A 16,957-nucleotide genomic window follows, 5' to 3' on the forward strand; every position below is an offset into this window, starting at 1 on the left:
GGAGGCGCGCCGGCTGGGGCGCGGCCTACGGGGCAAAGATGCTGGACGGCACGTTGTAGAGATCACTGACGTTGTGGCCGAAGGCCACGACGGAGATCGCGATCACGACCGCAATGAGTCCGACCATCAAGCCGTACTCGACAGCGGTGGCTCCGTGGTCGCCCCGGTGGACTCCGGGGCGACCACGGTTCAGCCAGCTGTCGGAGGAGCGCATCCGCACTCGCGCGGCGGACCGGCCGAGGGGCGCGATACGAGCGAGTCGTGCAGTCATGCTTCCTCCTGGGTTCGGCGGGCTGAAGTGTGGCCCGTCGGTTTCTTTGGTCGTGCGTCAGACGCTGGTGGCGGTGTTCTTGAACAGCGTGCTGAGGTTCGTGCCGAGCAGCGCAACGGCGACGATGATGACGATCGCGATGAGGGCAACCATGAGGCCGTACTCAACGGCGGTGGCACCCTTCTCGCGGGAGACGAGCTTGGTGTTCAGCTTGGCGGCGAACTTGTGCATGATGAGTAGTCCTTTCGAGACCAACGGGCGCGGTGGCCGTGTGCCCCGCGGTGAGAAGACTCGCAGTTCCGAGGACGGTGGGTAATCGTCCGTCATGCCATCCCCGACCGGCACCTTCGACTCCACGCTCTCCCCCGAACAGCCGATAGCGGGCAGCCGGTGACCCGCGTAGGGGACACAGCGAATCGGCCGCCTCCGGTGCCGGACCGACGCCTGGGGCGTGAGTGGTCCGGCCGTGGAGGCGACCGATCGGGTACTCGGGTGGGCGACCGGTGAGGCGGGTCGCGCCGGGGATCAGACGCTGTTGGCGGTGTTGTTGAACAGCGTGCTGAGGTTGGTGCCGAGGAGCGCCACGGCGACGATGATGACGATCGCGATGAGTGCGACCATGAGGCCGTACTCGACGGCGGTCGCACCCTTCTCGCGGGCCACGAGCGTGGTGTGCAGCTTGGCCACGAACTTGTGCATATGGTGTGCCCTTTCTGACAGTGCGATCACGCAGGTTGTTGCGTGAGGCAACGGTCCCAGTTCGCACGGACCTGGATAATCACCCGAGTCGCCAGCACTGACCGGCACTTTCGACCGGTCCCAGTCCGCCGTACAGCCGATGCCGGTGCGCCTGCGTGCGCGAGTATGGGCAACCTGCAAAGAATGTGGACATGCCCAGGCGAACCCCCCTTCTCCGCGGCTGGGCGATCCTGCTGCCGGCGGTGTTGGTGGCCCTGGCCCCCCTCGTGCTGACCCGACCGGTCGGCGACCCCAGCCCCTGGCTGCACCTGCGGGTGGGGCAGTTCCTCCGCCAGGGCGGCGGGTTCGGGCTCCCCGACCCGTGGGCACCCTTCGTGACGCACGCCTACGTCCCGACGCAGTGGCTGCCCTCCGTCGTCGTGTCCGCGCTGACCGACCGGTTCGGCCTCGGCGCAGTCGTGTGGTCGCGGGACCTCGGCATCGTCGCGTTGTTCGCCGTGGTCTACCTCGCGGTCCGGGCGGTCTCGGACGTGCGGATCTCGCTGCTCGTCAGCGCAGCCGTGATGGTGGCCGCCTGGCCGGCGCTGACCGAGCGACCGCAGCTGCTCGGGTTCGTCCTGCTGGCCCCTGTCGTGGCCCTGTGGCAGGCCAGCGCTCGCGACGGTCGCGCGCGGTGGTCGCTGGTGCCCCTGAGCTGGCTGTTGGCCTGCACCCACGGCATCTGGTCGCTCGGCCTGGCCGTCGGCGCGGTGTGCGTGGTCTTCTCGCCCTGGGCGCGAGCCGGCCACCGGAGGTTGGTGGGGGCGTGGGTGGCGTGCCTGGCCGCGACGGCCCTGACCCCGCTCGGCCCGAGGATCCTGGTGACGCCACTGACGGCCGGCTCGAACGGGCGCCAGTTCGTCGAGGAGTGGCTGCCCTCCTCGGCGCGCGCCCCCCACGTGGTCGTGGCCCTCCTGCTGTGCGCGGCGCTGGTGGCCTTGTGGCTGTTCCAGGCAGACCGGCCCTCGCCGTGGCAGGTCGTCCTCCTGCTGCTGTCGATCGCCTTGACGCTGTCGATGCAGCGCACGGTCCCTGTGGCCGCCCTGGTCCTCGCGCCGATCGTGGCTGCCGCGGGCACCGTGCGGTGGGGTTCGCTCGACCGCGAACGACCCGCTCCTCGCAGCGAGCGATGGGTGCTGCTCGCGGGTGTGGTGGCGGCGGCGCTGGTCGCCGTCCCACTCTCCGCGGGAGCGGCGCGCCACGAGCCGTCCTACGTGCCCACGGCCCTGGAGTCGTCGCTCGACGCGCTGCCGGCCGGCACCCGTGTCGTGGCCGAGGGTGACGTGACCGGCTGGCTGCTCTACGTGGCGCCCCAGCTGCAGCCGGTCTTCGACCTGCGGATCGAGGCCTACTCCCCCGAGCACGTGCGCGACTACATCGACGCACGGGCCGCCGAGCCCGGCTGGCAGTCCTTCGTCACCAGGACCCGACCCCAGGCCGCTCTCCTCCTCGAGTCCGCACCCCTGGCGGGGGCGCTGCGGGAGGAGTCCCACTGGACCGAGCGGGCCCACGACCGCGGCTTCGTCCTGTTGGTGGCGCCGTGACCCGGTCGTTCTCCCGCGCCCTCGGCGTGGTCGGGTATGCCGTGGCGCTCCTCGTCGGCTTCGCCTTCGGCACGGGGCGGTTCGCCGAGGTCGACACCTGGTGGCACCTTCGGGTCGGCCAGCACATCCTCGACACCCACCAGCTCCGCGGCACCGACCCGTGGGCGGCCTTCGCCGTCCACCCCTACACCGCCACCCAGTGGCTGCCCGAAGCCGTCGCCGCGTGGCTCGTGGACCACACCGGCATGGGGGCGGTGGTCTGGCTGCGGTCGTTGGCCAGCCTCACGCTGGTCGTCCTCCTCTACCTCACGGCGCGCCAGTCGGCCGGGCGGCTGACCTCGTCAGCGGCGGCGGCCGTGGCGATGCTGGGCTGCGGGGCCGGGCTCAACCCACGTCCCCAGCTGGTGAGCTTCCTCTGCTTCGCCGTGGTGGTGCTCGCGTGGTCACGCACGCTGCGCGACGGCCGGCCGCGGTGGTGGCTCATCCCGGTGTTCTGGCTGTGGGGCTGCAGCCACGGGCTCTGGACCTTCGGCCTCCTGGTCAGCGGCGTCTTCCTCGCCGCCATCGTCCTCGACCCCGCGACGCGACCCGACCGGCGCCGGTCAGGGCAGCTGGTCGGCCTGGTGGCCGCCTGCGCGACGGTCCTGGCGCTGACACCGCTGGGCCCGGCCCTCCTGCTCACCCCCTTCGACGTGGCGGCCAACGCCGCCGGGCTCGCCGAGGAGTGGCGGGCGACCCCGGTCAACAACATCTTCGCGCTGGCGGCGCTGGGGATGGGCGTCGCCACGGCACTCGCGTGGCTGCTCACCCGCCACCGCCCGCGCCCGTGGGAGCTTGCCCAGCTGACGCTGTCGCTCGCCCTCACCCTGGTGATGTGGCGCCTGGTGCCGCTCGGGGCCATCTTGGCCGCGCCCCTGCTCGCGACCGCCCTCCAGCCGCTGGTGGGCCGGGCCCGGGAGGGGTGGTCGAGGCGCGAGCGCCGCGCCGTGCTGGCGTCATGGGCCGCTGCGCTGGCCCTCGCCACCGCGCTGGCGGCGGGCTCCGTGGGCGCCACCGCCCAGCAGTTCCCCGGCAAGGTGGGCACGGTCGACGCGGCGCTGGCCGAGCTGCCGGCCGGCACCGTCGTGATGGACGACTTCGGCCTGAGCGGGTGGCTGCTGTGGAAGCACCCCTCCTTGAAGCCGGTCATCGACCTGCGGGTGGAGCTGTACTCCCCCGAGCACATCGCGGCCTACCGCCGGACCGAGCGCGTCGAGCCCGGCTGGCAGGACCTGCTCACGAAGACCCGGGCGTCGTATGCCGTGCTGCGCACCGACTCCGCGCTGCGTGGCGCGTTGCAGGACCGGTTGGGCTGGTCGGCGGTCGCGACCGGCGGTGACTACACGGTGCTGCGCGCACCAGGTGAACGCGGCTGATGCCGGCCGCTCGACTGACCCGGCAACGCGCCCTGGTCGCCGTGGTGGTCTTCTACCTCCTCGTGCGGGCCATCGACGCGGTCATGATCGTCGTGGCCGGGAGCCACGGTCAGCGCGGGGAGTCGCCGTGGGAGGTCTACCAGGACGTGACGACGAGCTGGGACGGGGGCTGGTACTCGAGCATCGCCCGGGAGGGCTACCCCGACTCGGCGGTGGGCGCCGACGGCGCGCCCGTCCAGACGTCGCTGGCGTTCTACCCGCTGTTCCCCCTCGCGAGTCGCGCCCTCAGCGCCGTCACCGGGCTCCCCTTCAGCGTGGTCGGTCCCGCCCTGAGCCTCGTGGCGGGGGCAGTGGCGACTGCCCTCGTCCTCGTCGTCCTGGAGCGCACCGTGGGCGTCCACCGCGCCGCGCTCGCGTGTTGCGTGCTCACCGTGTTCCCCTCCGCCCCCATCCTCCAGGCCGCCTACACCGAGAGCCTGGCGCTGGCCCTGGTCGCCACGGCCATCCTCCTGATCCAGCGACGCAGCTACCTCTGGGCCACCCTGCCCGTCCTCGGCCTCGGGCTGACCCGCAACATCTCCCTCGTGCTGGCCGCTGTCGTGGTGGCTCACTGGGTGGTTGCCTGGCGAGCACAGCGCCGCCGACCCGCCGTCGCGGACCAGCAACCCGGGCCGGCGGTGCCGCACGCCAGGCTCGCCGTCCTGCTCGCCAGCACCGGCGTGGCGGCGCTGCTCTGGCCGGCCATCGTCGGTCTGCTGACCGGCGACCCGCACGCCTACACGACGACGATGAAGGCCTGGCCGGGGTTCAGCACCAGCGTGCTGCGCCCCCCCTGGGTGGAAGCGGTCGGCAGCACCGGCAGCGGATCGGTGGTCCTCGCGATCATCGTCGTGCTGGGCTTCGCGGCCCTGATGTCGCTCCCGGTCACCCGGGCGTGGGGGGTCGAGCCGTGGAGCTGGGCGGTGGCCTACCCGCTCTACATCTTCCTGGCCACCGGGGTCTCGACCAGCATCCTGCGCTACCTCCTGCTCGCGTTCCCGCTCGCCCTCGCGGTGGTGCCACCGGTCCGGACCTCGCGTGACAGGGTCGCCCGCGCCGTCCTGGTCGGGGGCTGGTGCCTGCTCGGCCTGGCGGGGCAGTACCTCTGGATCGCCCACCTGCTGGTGCGCCACGATCCCGCGCAGCACTGGGGCTTCCCCTGACCGAGATCAGCTGCCTGGGTCAGCTGCCCGGGATCGGCTGACCGGGGTCGGCTCACCGTCGTTCGCCGATCGGCGTGCCCTGACCCGCGTCCTGCTCAGCGCGCGGCGACGAGCAGGTCGGTCCCCTCGCCCACCCGCTGCCACCGGCTGCCTGCCCGGATCAGCACCCGGTGGTCGTCGGTCGTCACGACCAGCCCCCGCTCGCCGTTGACCGTCGTGATGGTCCGCGCCCCGGCGATCTCCGGCCCGGCCGCGATGGGTCCGCCGAGGGGCACCAGCCACGGCCGGATCACCTGGCTGGACGTGAGCCGCCCGAGGACGGCCACGGTCGCGTCGTCGACCCAGACCAGGTCGCGGGCCAGTGCCAGGGTCGGCGCCAGCCGCAATGGCGAGGACAGCGAGGCCGGGAGCCCGTTGGGCTGCCGGACGACCCCCGCGACGTCGACGCGGGGGTCCGAGCCGTCGCGGTCGGTGGTGACGACCGCGATCCGCTGCCCGTCGGGTGACAGCCGCAGGCTGACCACGGTGCGGCCGCTCACCCAGTCGGCCGAGACGGTCTGCGGGGTGGACTTGGCGGCGTCGCCCGGGTCAGCCGCCGCGTTCACGGCCCAGATCCGGGTGGCGCCGTTGCTGCGCCCGGCCACCCAGAGGACGTCCTCGCGGTCGTAGGTCGGGCGGGTCAGCATGGTGCCGGGTGAGGTGAGCTGCACCTGGTTGGTCCCCCGCCAGCGGACCAGCTGGGCCCGGTCACCCCCCACGGCGGCGATCTCCTCGCCGTTGCGCGACATGGCGAGGTAGGCCCACCCCGGCTGCACCGTCGGGAAGCTCGTGGGCTGGGGTGGCGGGACGCGCTGGCCGTTGTCGCCGACGTCGTCCGGGTTGACCGCGACCAGCGCGGTGCCCACTCGCACCACCGGCTTGACGACGGGGTCGGACGGCGTGGGGAAACCGAGCAGGGACAGGCTGTCGACCGTGCTGTCACCGTTCGGCATCTGGAGGTCGGCGCCCTCGAGCTGGAGGGCCACCCGTTCGACCCCGGGAGCCTGCGTGACGGTGGCGAGGAACTGGGCGCCGAGGTTCTGCCGTTGCCCCGGGTCGTTGCCGAGCCTGGTCGCCGAGAGGTCCACCTTGGCGGTGCCCGAGGCGACGGTGACGGCGTCGACCGCGAGGCGGGTGCCGACCGGGATGTCGCTGCGGACCGCTCCCCTGAGGTAGTCGGGCACGCCGGCCAGGAGTGAGCGCGCGAGCCGGGTCGCCAGGCCGGTGCCGATCGGCAGCCAGCGGATGTCGGGGACGAGCCGGTGGTCACCGGCCGACACGTAGTAGATCCGGAAGGGGTCGTAGAGGCGGTCGAGGTCGGCCTGGCTCAGCCAGGTGCCGAAGTTGCCGGGCACCTGGCTGATCCGCCACTCGCCACCGGCGCGGGCCAGCCGGAAGGTGACCTTCACGGTCGACCGCGGCGGCAGCTCCTGGTAGCGCCCAGAGCCGTCGATGCGGGCGATGGCCTTGGCGACGGCCGTCACGGTGTCGTCGTTGCTGGGCTGGTAGGTGACCTCGGAGTCGGACCCGAAGACGACCACGGACGAGTCGGGCCGCCAGGTGCTCTGCGGTCCGCTCGCGAGGTAGGACCGGGCGACCTGGTAGGAGTCGTCACTGGCTGCGGCGGCGCGGATGAAGCCCTGCACCACCTGCTCCGGCGACGATCCCGGGGCGACCGGGTTGACCTCGACCCGGACCTCGTTCTCCTGCACCGACCCGACCTCGAGACCGGGCTGGATCGTCGAGCTGGTGGAGAGCCCGCCACACGCCGTGACGGCGAGGACGGCGCCCGCTGCCAGCGTCGCGGCATACCGGCGCCTCATCGGGGCAGCCCCGGGGCGGTGGGGGTATGCCGGGTGCTCGCCGGCTCGTGGTCCGCACCGTGCGGGACGGCGGGGCTCACGGCCAGGTGGGGCGGCACCACTGGTTCGGCGAGGTCGTCGGGGCGCAGCGGCAGCGGTGCCTCGACGATCGGGACGCCGGCGCGGCGCGGGAGGGTGAGCCGGAAGCACGAGCCCACGCCGGGCTCGCCCCAGGCCTGCAGCCAGCCGTCGTGCAGCCGCGCGTCCTCGAGGGAGATCGCGAGGCCGAGCCCCGTGCCGCCGGTGGTGCGGGCCCGAGCCGGGTCGGCGCGCCAGAAGCGGTTGAACACCAGGGCGCCCTCACCCGGGCGCAGCCCGACCCCGTGGTCGCGCACGGTGACGGCCGCGGCCGTCTCGTTGACGGCGACGGCGATCTCGACCGGACGGCCCTCGCCGTGCTCGAGCGCGTTGACCACGAGGTTGCGCAGGATGCGCTCGACCCGGCGGGCATCGATCTCCGCCTCGCAGGGGCCGTCGGCGGTGACCGTGATCGTGCTCCCCCACCGGTCGGCGATCGGCTGGGCCGACTGTACGGCGCGGGCCACGGTGGCACGCAGGTCGGTGACCTCCGAGTCGAGCGCGGCCGCACCGGCGTCGAAGCGGCTGATCTCGAGCAGGTCGGCGAGCAGCTCCTCGAACCGGTCGAGCTCGTTGTGGAGCAGCTCCGCCGACCGGGACACCGCGGGGTCGAAGCCGGTGCGTGAGTCGTGGATCAGGTCGGCCGCCATCCGGATGGTCGTCAGCGGGGTGCGCAGCTCGTGGGACACGTCGGACACGAAGCGCTGCTGCACTCGCGAGAGCCCCTCGAGCTGGCGGATCTGGGTCTGCAGGCTGTCGGCCATCTCGTTGAACGACTTGGCCAGTCGGGCCAGGTCGTCCTCGCCGCGCGGTCGCATCCGCTCGTTGAGCCGGCCGGAGGCCAGGCGCTCGGCGACGACAGCCGCCCGGCGCACCGGGCTGACGACCTGACGGGTGACCACCCAGGCGATCACGCCGACGAGGAAGACCAGCGCGAGGCCACCGATCAGGAAGGTCCGCGTGATGAGGTCGAGCGTCGCCTGCTCGCGCTGCATCGGGAACACGACGTACATGTCGTAGCGGCCGGCCAACGGCGGCTCGACCTGCGACCCCACGATGACCGCCGGCACGTTGTTGTCGGTCTGCGGGTCGGTGATGCCGATCAGCATCACCTGCTGTCGGCGGGGGTCGTCACGGACCGCCTCACGCAGGGCCTGGGGCACGACGCTCAGGCCGATCTCACCGCTGGAGATGGTGCGCACGGTCGTGGTGGAGGTGTTCTCGAGACCGCGGGTCAGCACGAGGTAGCGCTCGTTGTCACCACCGGCCGACGCGGCGCTCTTGATGGCCTGGCTGGCGAGGACGTTGAGGTCGGCCTCGCTGCTCGTGCGGTCGCTCTCGTCGAAGGTGGCCTGCACCTCGGTCGTCAACCGCGAGGTCTCGAGCTGCGCCGACTCGATGCGGTCCTGCTCGAGCCCGTCGGAGATCGAGGAGAACAGGTAGGACCCGAGCAGCATCACGACGACCAGGCCGAGCAGCATCGTCGTGGACACCACCCGGAACTGCAGCGAGGCCCGCCACAGGTGGGCTGCGGTGCGCGCCCACCGCGCGGCATACCTGCGGGACCGGCCGAGGAACGCCCGGACGGCACGCGCGCCCTGGGCGCGGTGGTCGGACAACCGCGGCGTCGGCGTCCGACCAGGCCTCGGACCGGCCGACTCGGACATGGCTAGCTCGGGCCCGCCTTGTAGCCGACACCGCGGACGGTGACGACGATCTCGGGGTGCTCGGGGTCGTGTTCGATCTTGGAGCGCAGCCGCTGCACGTGCACGTTCACGAGGCGGGTGTCGCCCGCGTGGCGGTAGCCCCAGACCTGCTCGAGCAGCACCTCGCGGGTGAACACCTGCCACGGCTTGCGGGCCAGGGCGACCAGGAGGTCGAACTCCAGCGGGGTGAGCGACAGCGAGTCGCTGCCGCGCTTGACCGAGTGGCCGGCGACGTCGATGACGAGGTCGCCGATCTCCAGGCGCTCCGGCTCGGGCTCGTCGCCACGACGCAGCCGCGCGCGGATGCGGGCGATGAGCTCCTGCGGCTTGAAGGGCTTGACGACGTAGTCGTCGGCGCCGGACTCCAGGCCCACGACGATGTCGACGGTGTCGGTGCGGGCGGTGAGCATGACGATCGGCACGCCGGACTCGGCCCGGATCCGCCGGCACACCTCCATGCCGTCCAGGCCGGGCAGCATGACGTCGAGGAGGACAAGGTCGGGACGGTGCTCGCGGAACGCCGCGAGCGCCCCCGCGCCGTCAGCGACGTGCGCGACCTCGAGTCCTTCGTTGCGCAGGACGATGCCGAGCATCTCCGCCAGCGCCAGATCGTCGTCGACGATGAGCACGCGACCGTTCACCTGCGCCTACCCTCTTTCTGCAGTAAGTAAAGAATCCCCCCGAATCATCACACACGGGGAGGCCCGAGACGGGGATCCGGCCGTCGCGTGGCCCGCCCGCCGGGGTCATCAGCCATTCGGTCAGGTGGATCCGGTCCGAACGTCCCATCCTCCGTCAGATCGGCGCCCTGGGCGCCGGGCCCCCGTGATTTCACCCGTTTGGACTATTCAGCAGGGCGAGCCCTCCCCCGAGGATTTGCATGGCAGCACGCCGATCGGGCGTGTGACGAGCAGGGAGAGCAGCACGCATGGCACTGAAGCGACCCATCCGCGGCGGCCGGCCTGAGGGCGGGGCTGCGGCTGTCGAGTTCGCCCTCGTCATGCCGATCCTCGTGCTCCTCATCAGCTCGATCGTCGGCTTCGGTGTCGTCCTGGCCCAGCAGATGGCCCTCAGCAACGCAGTGCGTCAGGCCGCACGGTCGGCTGTGGTCCGTGACGGTCTGACGTGCGGGGACATGGCCACGCAGGCGCGCACGGACGCCACAACGTTGTTTGTCACGACTGCCAATGTGAACATCACCGCCACGCGCCGGACCACTGCAGGCGTGACGAGTTCGCCCTGCGGGGTCTCCACGAACAAGCCCTGCGCCGGCGGGCAGCTAGACGACACCCTCATCGTGACCGGCACCTACAACAGCACGTTGTCTCTGCCGTTCTTCAAGCCGACGTTCAACCTCCAGGCGAATGGGTCCTTCCGATGCGAGTTCCAGTGATCATGCGGGGTCGGCGTGCAACCGGCGAACGCGGTGCCGTTGCCGTCACCGTGGCGATCCTCATGGTCGTGCTGGTCGGAATCGGTGCCTTCACGATCGACTTCGGCCTGTCCTACGTGAGCACCCGCCAGCTCCAGACGGCTTCCGACTCCGCGGTACTCACCGCCGCATCCAAGTACAGCCTGCTCCCCGGCGACTGCGCGACCCTGGCCGCTGATGCTGCCCAGAAGGCTACGGTCCAGACCGCCGTACAGACCTACCGCGAGGAGAACCGGCCGGACAGCACCGGCGCGATCACCTCGGTCGCCTGCGCCCCGGACGGCAAGTCCCTCGACATCACGTACAAGTCGGCTGGATCGACGGCGTCCGTGTTGGGTGGTGTCTTCGGCCAGTCGAGCGGCTACAGCTCCGAGCGGAGCGCCACCGCCCGGGTGTCGGTGTACACCGGCGGAATCGGCGTGCGCCCCTACGCGCTGTGCGGGTCGATCCTGCCCTCCATCACCACGTTCCCCTCCCCCGTGTTCCAGATGGACCTGCCCTCGACCGGCAACACGCTGTGCCCGGGAGCGTCGTCGAGCGGCAACTGGTGGTCGATCGACTGCCCCGAGGCGCCGAGCAACAGCAGCACCTACCTCGGCACCGCCACGGAGTTCGGCTGCACGGACCCGATCACCATCGTGCCCAACCAGGCACCCCGCACCGGTTCGGCGCTGCGCACGTACCTCACCAACAGCTGCCCGGCCAAGTCGAGCAGCTGTCTGGGCGCCAACACCGGAAACCTGGGCGGCACCCCGATCCTCAACGCCTGGACCACCCTGGTCCAGGACCGCAAGCGCATCCTGCTCCCGGTCTTCTGTGGGACCCCGAGCCCGTGCGACCAGGCGGCGGTGGTCAACGCCGGTGGTAACAACGCCATCTACCCCGTGCAGGCGCTCGTCGGCGTCATCGTCTGTGGCTATCACTTCGGCACCAACAACAACCAGAACAGCGCGGCGATCCCGATGGACGGCGACTGCGGCGGCACGAACAACCCGAACGGCCTGACTGCGGCTCCCGGGGGCAACCAGGACAACTACCTGCTCCTGCGCGCCGTCCGGCTCCAAGTGACCGGCGGCAGTGGCGACCCGCAGTGCCCCCTGGGCGACGCGACGTGCGACCTGGGAGCCCGAACCGTTTCGCTCGTCAAGTAAGCAACCCACGTTGGAGCCACCCAGCTTCACGTGACCATTCGGCGGCCGTCCCCGCCACGGGGTGGCCGTCAGTCGCGCCGGTGCTCGGGCAGGGTTTCACGGCCCTTGGATCGGGATCACCCTGATCCCGGGAGCGCAGGCGTAGCGACGCTGCACCTCCTGGCTCGACAGGTCCGACAGGACGGTGGGGGTGGTCGCGCTGGTGAGCAGGAGGCACTGGTCGGACACGTGACCGGACGGCAACGGCGACGTCGTGCGCGCGTCTCCCCCGTGGTAGAACCCGAGCAGCGTCTTCAGGGTGGGGTCGAGCGCGCCGCGCTGGCCGGTCCACACGACCTCGACGGTGTCCACGCCGGGCGAGGTCAGCGCCGCGCGCACGGTCCGGCCGTCGACCGCCGACCACGCCCCGGCCAGCCCCGCGAAGGGTGAGACCACCCCCAGCAGGACCACGCCCACGGCCAGCGCGCCGACCGGGACCAGCAGGAGCCGGCTGCGACCGGTCGTCGCCTCGGCGCGTGCGCCGCCGATCGCCAACGCCGCCGCGCCGAACGGCAGCAGCAGTACGGTCGCAGCCCAGAGAGTCTTGTTGGGGTAGTAGGACGAGAGCGACACCCGCTCCACCAGGGCGATGGCGAGCCCGGTCGCCGCAGGGACGAGAGCGACCATGACGCTGTGCGCGACCGACGACCTCAGCCGGAGCAGGACCACCCCGACTCCGACCACGCCGGCGACCAGCCAGGGCCACGGGAGGGCGGAGACGTCCCCGCCCACCGCCGCGTGCGACAGACCGACGTCGGCGAACACCGCGAGAGCAGCCTCGACACTCGCCAACGCCGTCACGGCCAGGACCCCCACTGCGATCGCCACGGTGCGCCTCGAGGGACTGCGTCGGTGCTGCCGCAGCAGCGTCACGGCGAGCGCCCAGGCGGCGGGCGCGATGAGCAGCTGCCACGAGTTCGCGACCACGACGAACGACGCGGCCGCGACGAGCACGCTGCGCCAGCCGTTGTGGTCGACGAGCACCTCCCGCCCGCACACCGCGAGCGCCAGGGTCGCCAGCACCGCCGTCTCGAACCCCAGCGCCAGGTAGTCGGCACCGAACGCCGGCCCGAGCACGGCGGCACCGGCCACGACGCCCGCCACCGCGGCGGTGCCGGTGCTGCCGCCGCTTCGCTGAGCGAGGATCTTGGCCGTCGAGGCCACCACCAGGGCGAGGAGCGCGACGGTCAGCCAGGACGCGGTGGCTTCCAGACGGGTCAGGGCGACGAAGCCCGGCCCGTCGACCCCCGTGCCGACGGAGGTCCACCACAGCGCCAGCATCTGGTGCCAGCCCCGGGGGTACGGCATCACCTGGTACTGGATGGCCCCGGTGTGCGTCAGGCCCGCGGTGATCATCAGGTGGCGCAGGTGGTCGCCCCCGTTGAACCAGCCGGTGAGGGCTCCCTGGCGGTCGAGGCTGGGCACCACGCCCAAGCCACCCATCAGGGCGCCCGGTAGCACCCAGGCGGCGCTTCGCCAGGACCGCGGCCGCCAGGCGGCGGTCGGCTCCTGCGGACGCAGCGCCCGCGACCGGAGTGACAGCGCCAGCGCGACCAGCCCCGACGCCGCGAGGAGCGCGCGCGCCGGCCAGGTCTGGGTCAGGGAGAGGAGCGGGAGCCGGTTGGCGGCCAACCCGACGAGCGTGCTGGCGGCGACCAGCAGCACTGCTGCGGCCGGCAGGAGCCCGACGACGGCTCGCCAGGTCGACGCGAGCGCGGCGGCGAGGAGGACGGTGGTCAACGCCGCCCACAGGAGCGGGTGACCACTGAGGGCAGCCACCAGGGCAGCCAGGCCGAGCAGTGCGGGCGACCACCGGCGAGCCGTGCTGTCCCGAGCCACGCGGACGGGCTCGCGGGCGCTGGTCGCCCCGGGTGATCGCACGGACGGGACTCTAGCCGAGGACCCTCGAACGTCGGCCCGGTCCGTTTCGGACTCCTCCGAACGGACAACCCACCACAGACAGAGGTATGCCGCCCGCTCTGGTGAGCGGGCGGCATACCCGGTGGTGCGTGGTGGCGCCGAGGCGCCGGTGAGGTCGGCGCCTCAGTAGCGGTAGTGCTCCGGCTTGTACGGGCCGGCGACGTCGACACCGATGTAGGCGGCCTGCTCCTTGGTCAGCTCGGTGAGCTGGGCGCCGAGGGCGTCGAGGTGGAGACGGGCCACCTTCTCGTCGAGGTGCTTGGGCAGCACGTAGACCTGCTTCTCGTAGTCGTCGTTCTTCGTGAAGAGCTCGATCTGGGCGATCGTCTGGTTCGCGAAGGAGTTGGACATCACGAAGCTCGGGTGGCCGGTGGCGTTGCCCAGGTTCATCAGGCGGCCCTCGGAGAGCACGATGATCGAGTTGCCGTTCGTGAAGGTCCACTCGTGGACCTGCGGCTTGATCTCGGTCTTGGTGACGCCGGGGACCTTGGCCAGGCCGGCCATGTCGATCTCGTTGTCGAAGTGACCGATGTTGGACACGATCGCCTTGTTCTTCATCTGCGTCATGTGCTCGGCGGTGATGATGTTGAAGTTGCCGGTGGTGGTGACGTAGATGTCGGCGATCGGCAGGACGTCCTCGAGGCGGGCGACCTGGTAGCCCTCCATCGCGGCCTGGAGCGCGCAGATCGGGTCGATCTCGGTGACGATCACCCGAGCGCCCTGACCGGCCAGCGCCGCGGCGCAGCCCTTGCCCACGTCGCCGAAGCCGGCGACGACGGCGACCTTGCCGCCGATGAGGACGTCGGTGGCGCGGTTGAGGCCGTCGAGCACCGAGTGGCGGCAGCCGTACTTGTTGTCGAACTTGGACTTGGTGACCGAGTCGTTGACGTTGATCGCGGGGAAGAGCAGGTCACCGGTGGTGGCGAGCTCGTAGAGGCGGTGGACGCCGGTGGTGGTCTCCTCGGTGACGCCCTTGATCTCCTCGGAGACGCGGGTCCACTTGGTCGGGTCGGCCTTGAGGGTCTTGCGGACGAGCTCCTTGAAGACCCCGACCTCCTCGGAGTCGGCCTCGTCGGTGGGGGGCACCTGACCGGCCTTCTCCCACGCGCGACCGTTGTGGACGAGCATCGTGGCGTCGCCGCCGTCGTCGAGGATCATGTTGGCGCCGTGCTCACCGGGCCAGGTGAGGATCTGCTCGGTGCAGTCCCAGTACTCGGCCAGGGTCTCGCCCTTCCAGGCGAACACGGGGACACCCTGCGGGGTCTCGGGAGTGCCCTTGCCGACGACGACTGCAGCGGCCGCCTCGTCCTGGGTCGAGTAGATGTTGCAGGAAGCCCAGCGGACCTCGGCCCCGAGCGCGGTCAGCGTCTCGATGAGGACGGCGGTCTGCACGGTCATATGCAGCGAGCCGGCGATGCGGGCGCCCTTGAGCGGCTGGGCCACGGCGAACTCCTCGCGCAGGCTCATCAGACCGGGCATCTCGTGCTCGGCCAGGCGGATCTGGTGACGGCCGGCCTCGGCGAGGCTCAGGTCGGCAACCTTGTAGTCAAAAGGCATGGAAATACTCCTGAAGTTGACTTGCTGGTTTGCGGACCCGGCGTAGCCCATCTGGGCGCACATCGTTGGAGCGGGGTATCACCCACGCCGGCGGTGTCCCACTCTACCGGAGTCGGGCGTCAGGGCCTTTCCAGCACGACCCGGCGTGCGGCGAGCGCACGGACTCAGGGTGCGGCGAGGCGCTCGCGGCGCTAGGAAGGAGGCACCAACCACGGATGGAGCACCATGAGCGAGCCGAGCAGCGGAGTGCCGGGAGAGATCGCCGACGCCGACGTCGAGCAGCCCACGACCGACGAGCCCGACACCGTCGAGCTCGAGGTCGACGAAGAGAAGGTCGAGGCCTGGGACGAGGTCAAGGGCGACTACCAGGTCGAGCCGGGCGGCCAGCCGGTGCCGAACAGCATGGATTCTGGTGATGCGGGCTTGAGCGAGCGGACGGTCGCCGAGGTCGAGCGCGAGCCCGAGGTCATCCCTGAGGTCACTCCGGACGGCGAGGCGGACGACGACGCGGACGACGACGCGGACGACGACGCGGACGACGACGCGGACGACGACGCGGACGACGACGCATCGGCCGGCGACGCATCGGCCGGCGACGCGGACGACGACGCATCGGCCGGCGACGCGTCCTGACCCCTTTGTCCGGGTCTGGCGCGCCCTGACGTTCCTCGGAGGGGGTCCTCAGCCGTTCGGCCAGATCGTCCCGCCACCCCTCCACATCGTGCTCGGGGGCTGCCACTGTGTCACCGTGCCCGACGTCTGTCGGGCGTCATCCGACGGGCGGAGCGCAGGGTGGACACCGGGACGGCAGGCACGGGCAAGCTGCTCGTCGTCATCCCCGCGTTCAACGAGGAAGCCGCCATCGCCGAGGTCATCGCGTCGGTGGTCAGGGCGGTCCCCCACGCCGACGTGCTCGTCGTCGACGACGGCTCCCGCGATGCCACCTCCGAGGTGGCCCGCCGCGCCGGGGCGCGCGTCGCGACCCTCCCGTTCAACCTCGGGGTCGGTGGCGCGATGCGCACCGGGTTCCTGCACGCCGCCCGGGGTGGGTATGCCGCGGTGGTCCAGGTCGACGGCGACGGCCAGCACGACCCCAGCTACATCCCCCACCTGGTCGCGGCCCTGGCCGACCACGACGTCGCGGTGGGCACGCGGTTCAGCCCACAGTGCACCTACACGGTCAACGGTCCCCGACGCTGGGCGATGGCCGGAGTCGCCGGCGTCATCTCGGCCCTGCTGGGCACCCGCATCGACGACGCCACCTCAGGCTTCCGCGCGGCCGGCCCGAGGGCCATCCCCGTCTTCGCGCAGCACTACCCGGCCGAGTACCTCGGCGACACGCTCGAGACCCTCGTCATCGCCCACAAGTCCCACCTCACCGTGACCCAGGTCCCGGTCGCCATGCGCCAGCGGACCACCGGTCGACCCAGCCACGGCGGGGTCCGTTCAGGCGTCGAGTTCGTCCGCGCCCTCTGCGTCGTCGCGCTCGGGCTGGTGCGGCGCTGGCCAGTCGCCGCGGACGTCGCGCCATGAGGCACGACGCCTACTGGCTCGGCGTCGCGGGTGGCCTGCTCATCGTGGTCGTCGTCGTCGAGATGGTGCGCCGCCGCTACCTGCGCGGCCGGTATGCCGTGGTGTGGGTCGTGCTGGGTGCGGGTGCCGCCGTGCTCGCGCTCTTCCCCGACGTGCTGGGGTTCGCCGCACGGGCGACCGGCGTCGAGGTCCCGCTGAACCTGCTGCTCTTCCTCGGCAGCCTGGCGATGCTCATCATGCTCATGCAGCTCAGCTCCGAGGCCGGGCGCCTGCGTGAACGGACCCGCGTGCTCGCCGAGGAGATCGCCCTGCTCCGCGCGGCCGTTGAGGCGCTTCGTGCGGGACAGGCAGCTGGGGCCCACGACGGGCCCACAGCGTCCGTGGGTGCCGACGGAGCCCCTACGACCCCTGGTCCTGAGACGTCCTCGGACGACGTCGAGCCGCGACCGCGCGTCACCACCGGCTGACTC

At 71.6% G+C, this 16,957-nt stretch carries 16 protein-coding genes; 8 read left to right on the forward strand and 8 right to left on the reverse strand.

From position 1 onward, the window contains the following. Positions 1-25 precede the first annotated feature (25 nt). The 3 genes from ABD262_RS17885 to ABD262_RS17895 form a co-directional block, all read right to left on the reverse strand. Positions 26-271 (reverse strand): Flp family type IVb pilin, encoded by a 246-nt coding sequence (locus ABD262_RS17885; protein ID WP_344139114.1) that lies wholly within the window; start codon positions 269-271, stop codon positions 26-28. A gap of 57 nt (positions 272-328) precedes the next feature. After that, positions 329-502 carry a Flp family type IVb pilin gene (locus ABD262_RS17890; protein ID WP_344139116.1) on the reverse strand — a complete coding sequence of 58 codons (174 nt, stop codon included), beginning with the start codon at positions 500-502 and terminating at the stop codon, positions 329-331. Positions 503-796: 294 nt separating this feature from the next. Beyond that, positions 797-970 (reverse strand): Flp family type IVb pilin, encoded by a 174-nt coding sequence (locus ABD262_RS17895; RefSeq protein ID WP_344139118.1) that lies wholly within the window; start codon positions 968-970, stop codon positions 797-799. Between the two features lie 191 nt (positions 971-1,161). On the opposite strand from ABD262_RS17895, the gene ABD262_RS17900 reads away from it, so the two are divergent. Genes ABD262_RS17900 through ABD262_RS17910 form a run of 3 tightly spaced genes read left to right on the forward strand, consistent with a single transcriptional unit; the run spans position 1,162 to position 5,170 of the window. Next, entirely contained in the window at positions 1,162-2,553 is a 1,392-nt protein-coding gene (locus ABD262_RS17900; protein WP_344139120.1) for a hypothetical protein, read from the forward strand. Continuing rightward, complete coding sequence (locus tag ABD262_RS17905) at positions 2,550-3,968, forward strand: glycosyltransferase family 39 protein (protein ID WP_344139122.1); 1,419 nt, start codon at positions 2,550-2,552, stop codon at positions 3,966-3,968. The genes ABD262_RS17900 and ABD262_RS17905 overlap by 4 nt, the downstream gene beginning before the upstream one ends. Beyond that, complete coding sequence (locus ABD262_RS17910; protein ID WP_344139124.1) at positions 3,968-5,170, forward strand: hypothetical protein; 1,203 nt, start codon at positions 3,968-3,970, stop codon at positions 5,168-5,170. The genes ABD262_RS17905 and ABD262_RS17910 overlap by 1 nt, the downstream gene beginning before the upstream one ends. Before the next feature lie 95 nt (positions 5,171-5,265). Here ABD262_RS17910 and ABD262_RS17915 read toward each other — a convergent pair whose 3' ends face one another. From ABD262_RS17915 to mtrA, 3 genes are read right to left on the reverse strand one after another with little or no spacing between them, the layout of a single operon-like run. Next, a complete protein-coding gene (locus tag ABD262_RS17915) occupies positions 5,266-7,032 on the reverse strand; it encodes an LpqB family beta-propeller domain-containing protein (RefSeq protein ID WP_344139126.1) in 1,767 nt (588 codons plus the stop codon). After that, positions 7,029-8,768: an MtrAB system histidine kinase MtrB gene (gene mtrB / locus ABD262_RS17920; RefSeq protein WP_344139128.1), complete on the reverse strand. Its 1,740-nt coding sequence runs from the start codon at positions 8,766-8,768 to the stop codon at positions 7,029-7,031. Before mtrB ends, ABD262_RS17915 begins: the two co-directional genes overlap by 4 nt. A gap of 50 nt (positions 8,769-8,818) precedes the next feature. Then, on the reverse strand, positions 8,819-9,496 hold the full coding sequence (mtrA, locus tag ABD262_RS17925; RefSeq protein ID WP_344139130.1) for an MtrAB system response regulator MtrA: 678 nt from the start codon (positions 9,494-9,496) through the stop codon (positions 8,819-8,821). A 287-nt stretch (positions 9,497-9,783) separates the two neighbouring features. Between mtrA and ABD262_RS17930 the strand changes: the two genes are divergently transcribed. Further along, entirely contained in the window at positions 9,784-10,248 is a 465-nt protein-coding gene (locus ABD262_RS17930; protein ID WP_344139132.1) for a TadE/TadG family type IV pilus assembly protein, read from the forward strand. Beyond that, a complete protein-coding gene (locus ABD262_RS17935) occupies positions 10,233-11,438 on the forward strand; it encodes a pilus assembly protein TadG-related protein (protein ID WP_344139134.1) in 1,206 nt (401 codons plus the stop codon). Before ABD262_RS17930 ends, ABD262_RS17935 begins: the two co-directional genes overlap by 16 nt. A 96-nt stretch (positions 11,439-11,534) precedes the next feature. Here ABD262_RS17935 and ABD262_RS17940 read toward each other — a convergent pair whose 3' ends face one another. Both ABD262_RS17940 and ahcY read right to left on the reverse strand, forming a co-directional pair. Next, entirely contained in the window at positions 11,535-13,358 is a 1,824-nt protein-coding gene (locus tag ABD262_RS17940) for a hypothetical protein (protein ID WP_344139136.1), read from the reverse strand. A 162-nt stretch (positions 13,359-13,520) separates the two neighbouring features. Further along, positions 13,521-14,954, reverse strand: coding sequence for an adenosylhomocysteinase (ahcY, locus tag ABD262_RS17945; protein WP_344139138.1), 1,434 nt, complete (start codon positions 14,952-14,954; stop codon positions 13,521-13,523). A 225-nt stretch (positions 14,955-15,179) separates the two neighbouring features. On the opposite strand from ahcY, the gene ABD262_RS17950 reads away from it, so the two are divergent. The 3 genes from ABD262_RS17950 (at position 15,180) to ABD262_RS17960 (ending at position 16,954) form a co-directional block, all read left to right on the forward strand. Continuing rightward, positions 15,180-15,587, forward strand: a complete 408-nt coding sequence (locus ABD262_RS17950; protein WP_344139140.1) for a hypothetical protein — start codon at positions 15,180-15,182, stop codon at positions 15,585-15,587. 159 nt (positions 15,588-15,746) lie between these two features. Next, positions 15,747-16,487 (forward strand): glycosyltransferase family 2 protein, encoded by a 741-nt coding sequence (locus ABD262_RS17955; RefSeq protein ID WP_344139142.1) that lies wholly within the window; start codon positions 15,747-15,749, stop codon positions 16,485-16,487. Next, positions 16,484-16,954: a DUF2304 domain-containing protein gene (locus ABD262_RS17960; RefSeq protein WP_344139144.1), complete on the forward strand. Its 471-nt coding sequence runs from the start codon at positions 16,484-16,486 to the stop codon at positions 16,952-16,954. Before ABD262_RS17955 ends, ABD262_RS17960 begins: the two co-directional genes overlap by 4 nt. The last annotated feature ends 3 nt before the right edge of the window (positions 16,955-16,957 follow it).

Origin of the sequence: Pedococcus bigeumensis (assembly GCF_039531795.1) — a bacterium.
In the GTDB taxonomy this organism is placed as follows: Bacteria; Actinomycetota; Actinomycetes; order Actinomycetales; family Dermatophilaceae; genus Pedococcus; species Pedococcus bigeumensis.

Excerpts from the sequence above, each read along its gene's own strand:
- ABD262_RS17885 (WP_344139114.1), bottom strand. The coding sequence starts at position 271 with ATGACTGCACGACTCGCTCGTATCGCGCCCCTCGGCCGGTCCGCCGCG.
- ABD262_RS17890 (WP_344139116.1), bottom strand. The coding sequence starts at position 502 with ATGCACAAGTTCGCCGCCAAGCTGAACACCAAGCTCGTCTCCCGCGAG.
- ABD262_RS17895 (WP_344139118.1), bottom strand. The coding sequence starts at position 970 with ATGCACAAGTTCGTGGCCAAGCTGCACACCACGCTCGTGGCCCGCGAG.
- ABD262_RS17950 (WP_344139140.1), top strand. The coding sequence starts at position 15,180 with ATGAGCGAGCCGAGCAGCGGAGTGCCGGGAGAGATCGCCGACGCCGAC.
- ABD262_RS17915 (WP_344139126.1), bottom strand. The coding sequence starts at position 7,032 with ATGAGGCGCCGGTATGCCGCGACGCTGGCAGCGGGCGCCGTCCTCGCC.
- ABD262_RS17960 (WP_344139144.1), top strand. The coding sequence starts at position 16,484 with ATGAGGCACGACGCCTACTGGCTCGGCGTCGCGGGTGGCCTGCTCATC.
- ABD262_RS17935 (WP_344139134.1), top strand. The coding sequence starts at position 10,233 with ATGCGAGTTCCAGTGATCATGCGGGGTCGGCGTGCAACCGGCGAACGC.
- ABD262_RS17900 (WP_344139120.1), top strand. The coding sequence starts at position 1,162 with ATGCCCAGGCGAACCCCCCTTCTCCGCGGCTGGGCGATCCTGCTGCCG.
- ABD262_RS17910 (WP_344139124.1), top strand. The coding sequence starts at position 3,968 with ATGCCGGCCGCTCGACTGACCCGGCAACGCGCCCTGGTCGCCGTGGTG.
- ABD262_RS17930 (WP_344139132.1), top strand. The coding sequence starts at position 9,784 with ATGGCACTGAAGCGACCCATCCGCGGCGGCCGGCCTGAGGGCGGGGCT.
- ahcY (WP_344139138.1), bottom strand. The coding sequence starts at position 14,954 with ATGCCTTTTGACTACAAGGTTGCCGACCTGAGCCTCGCCGAGGCCGGC.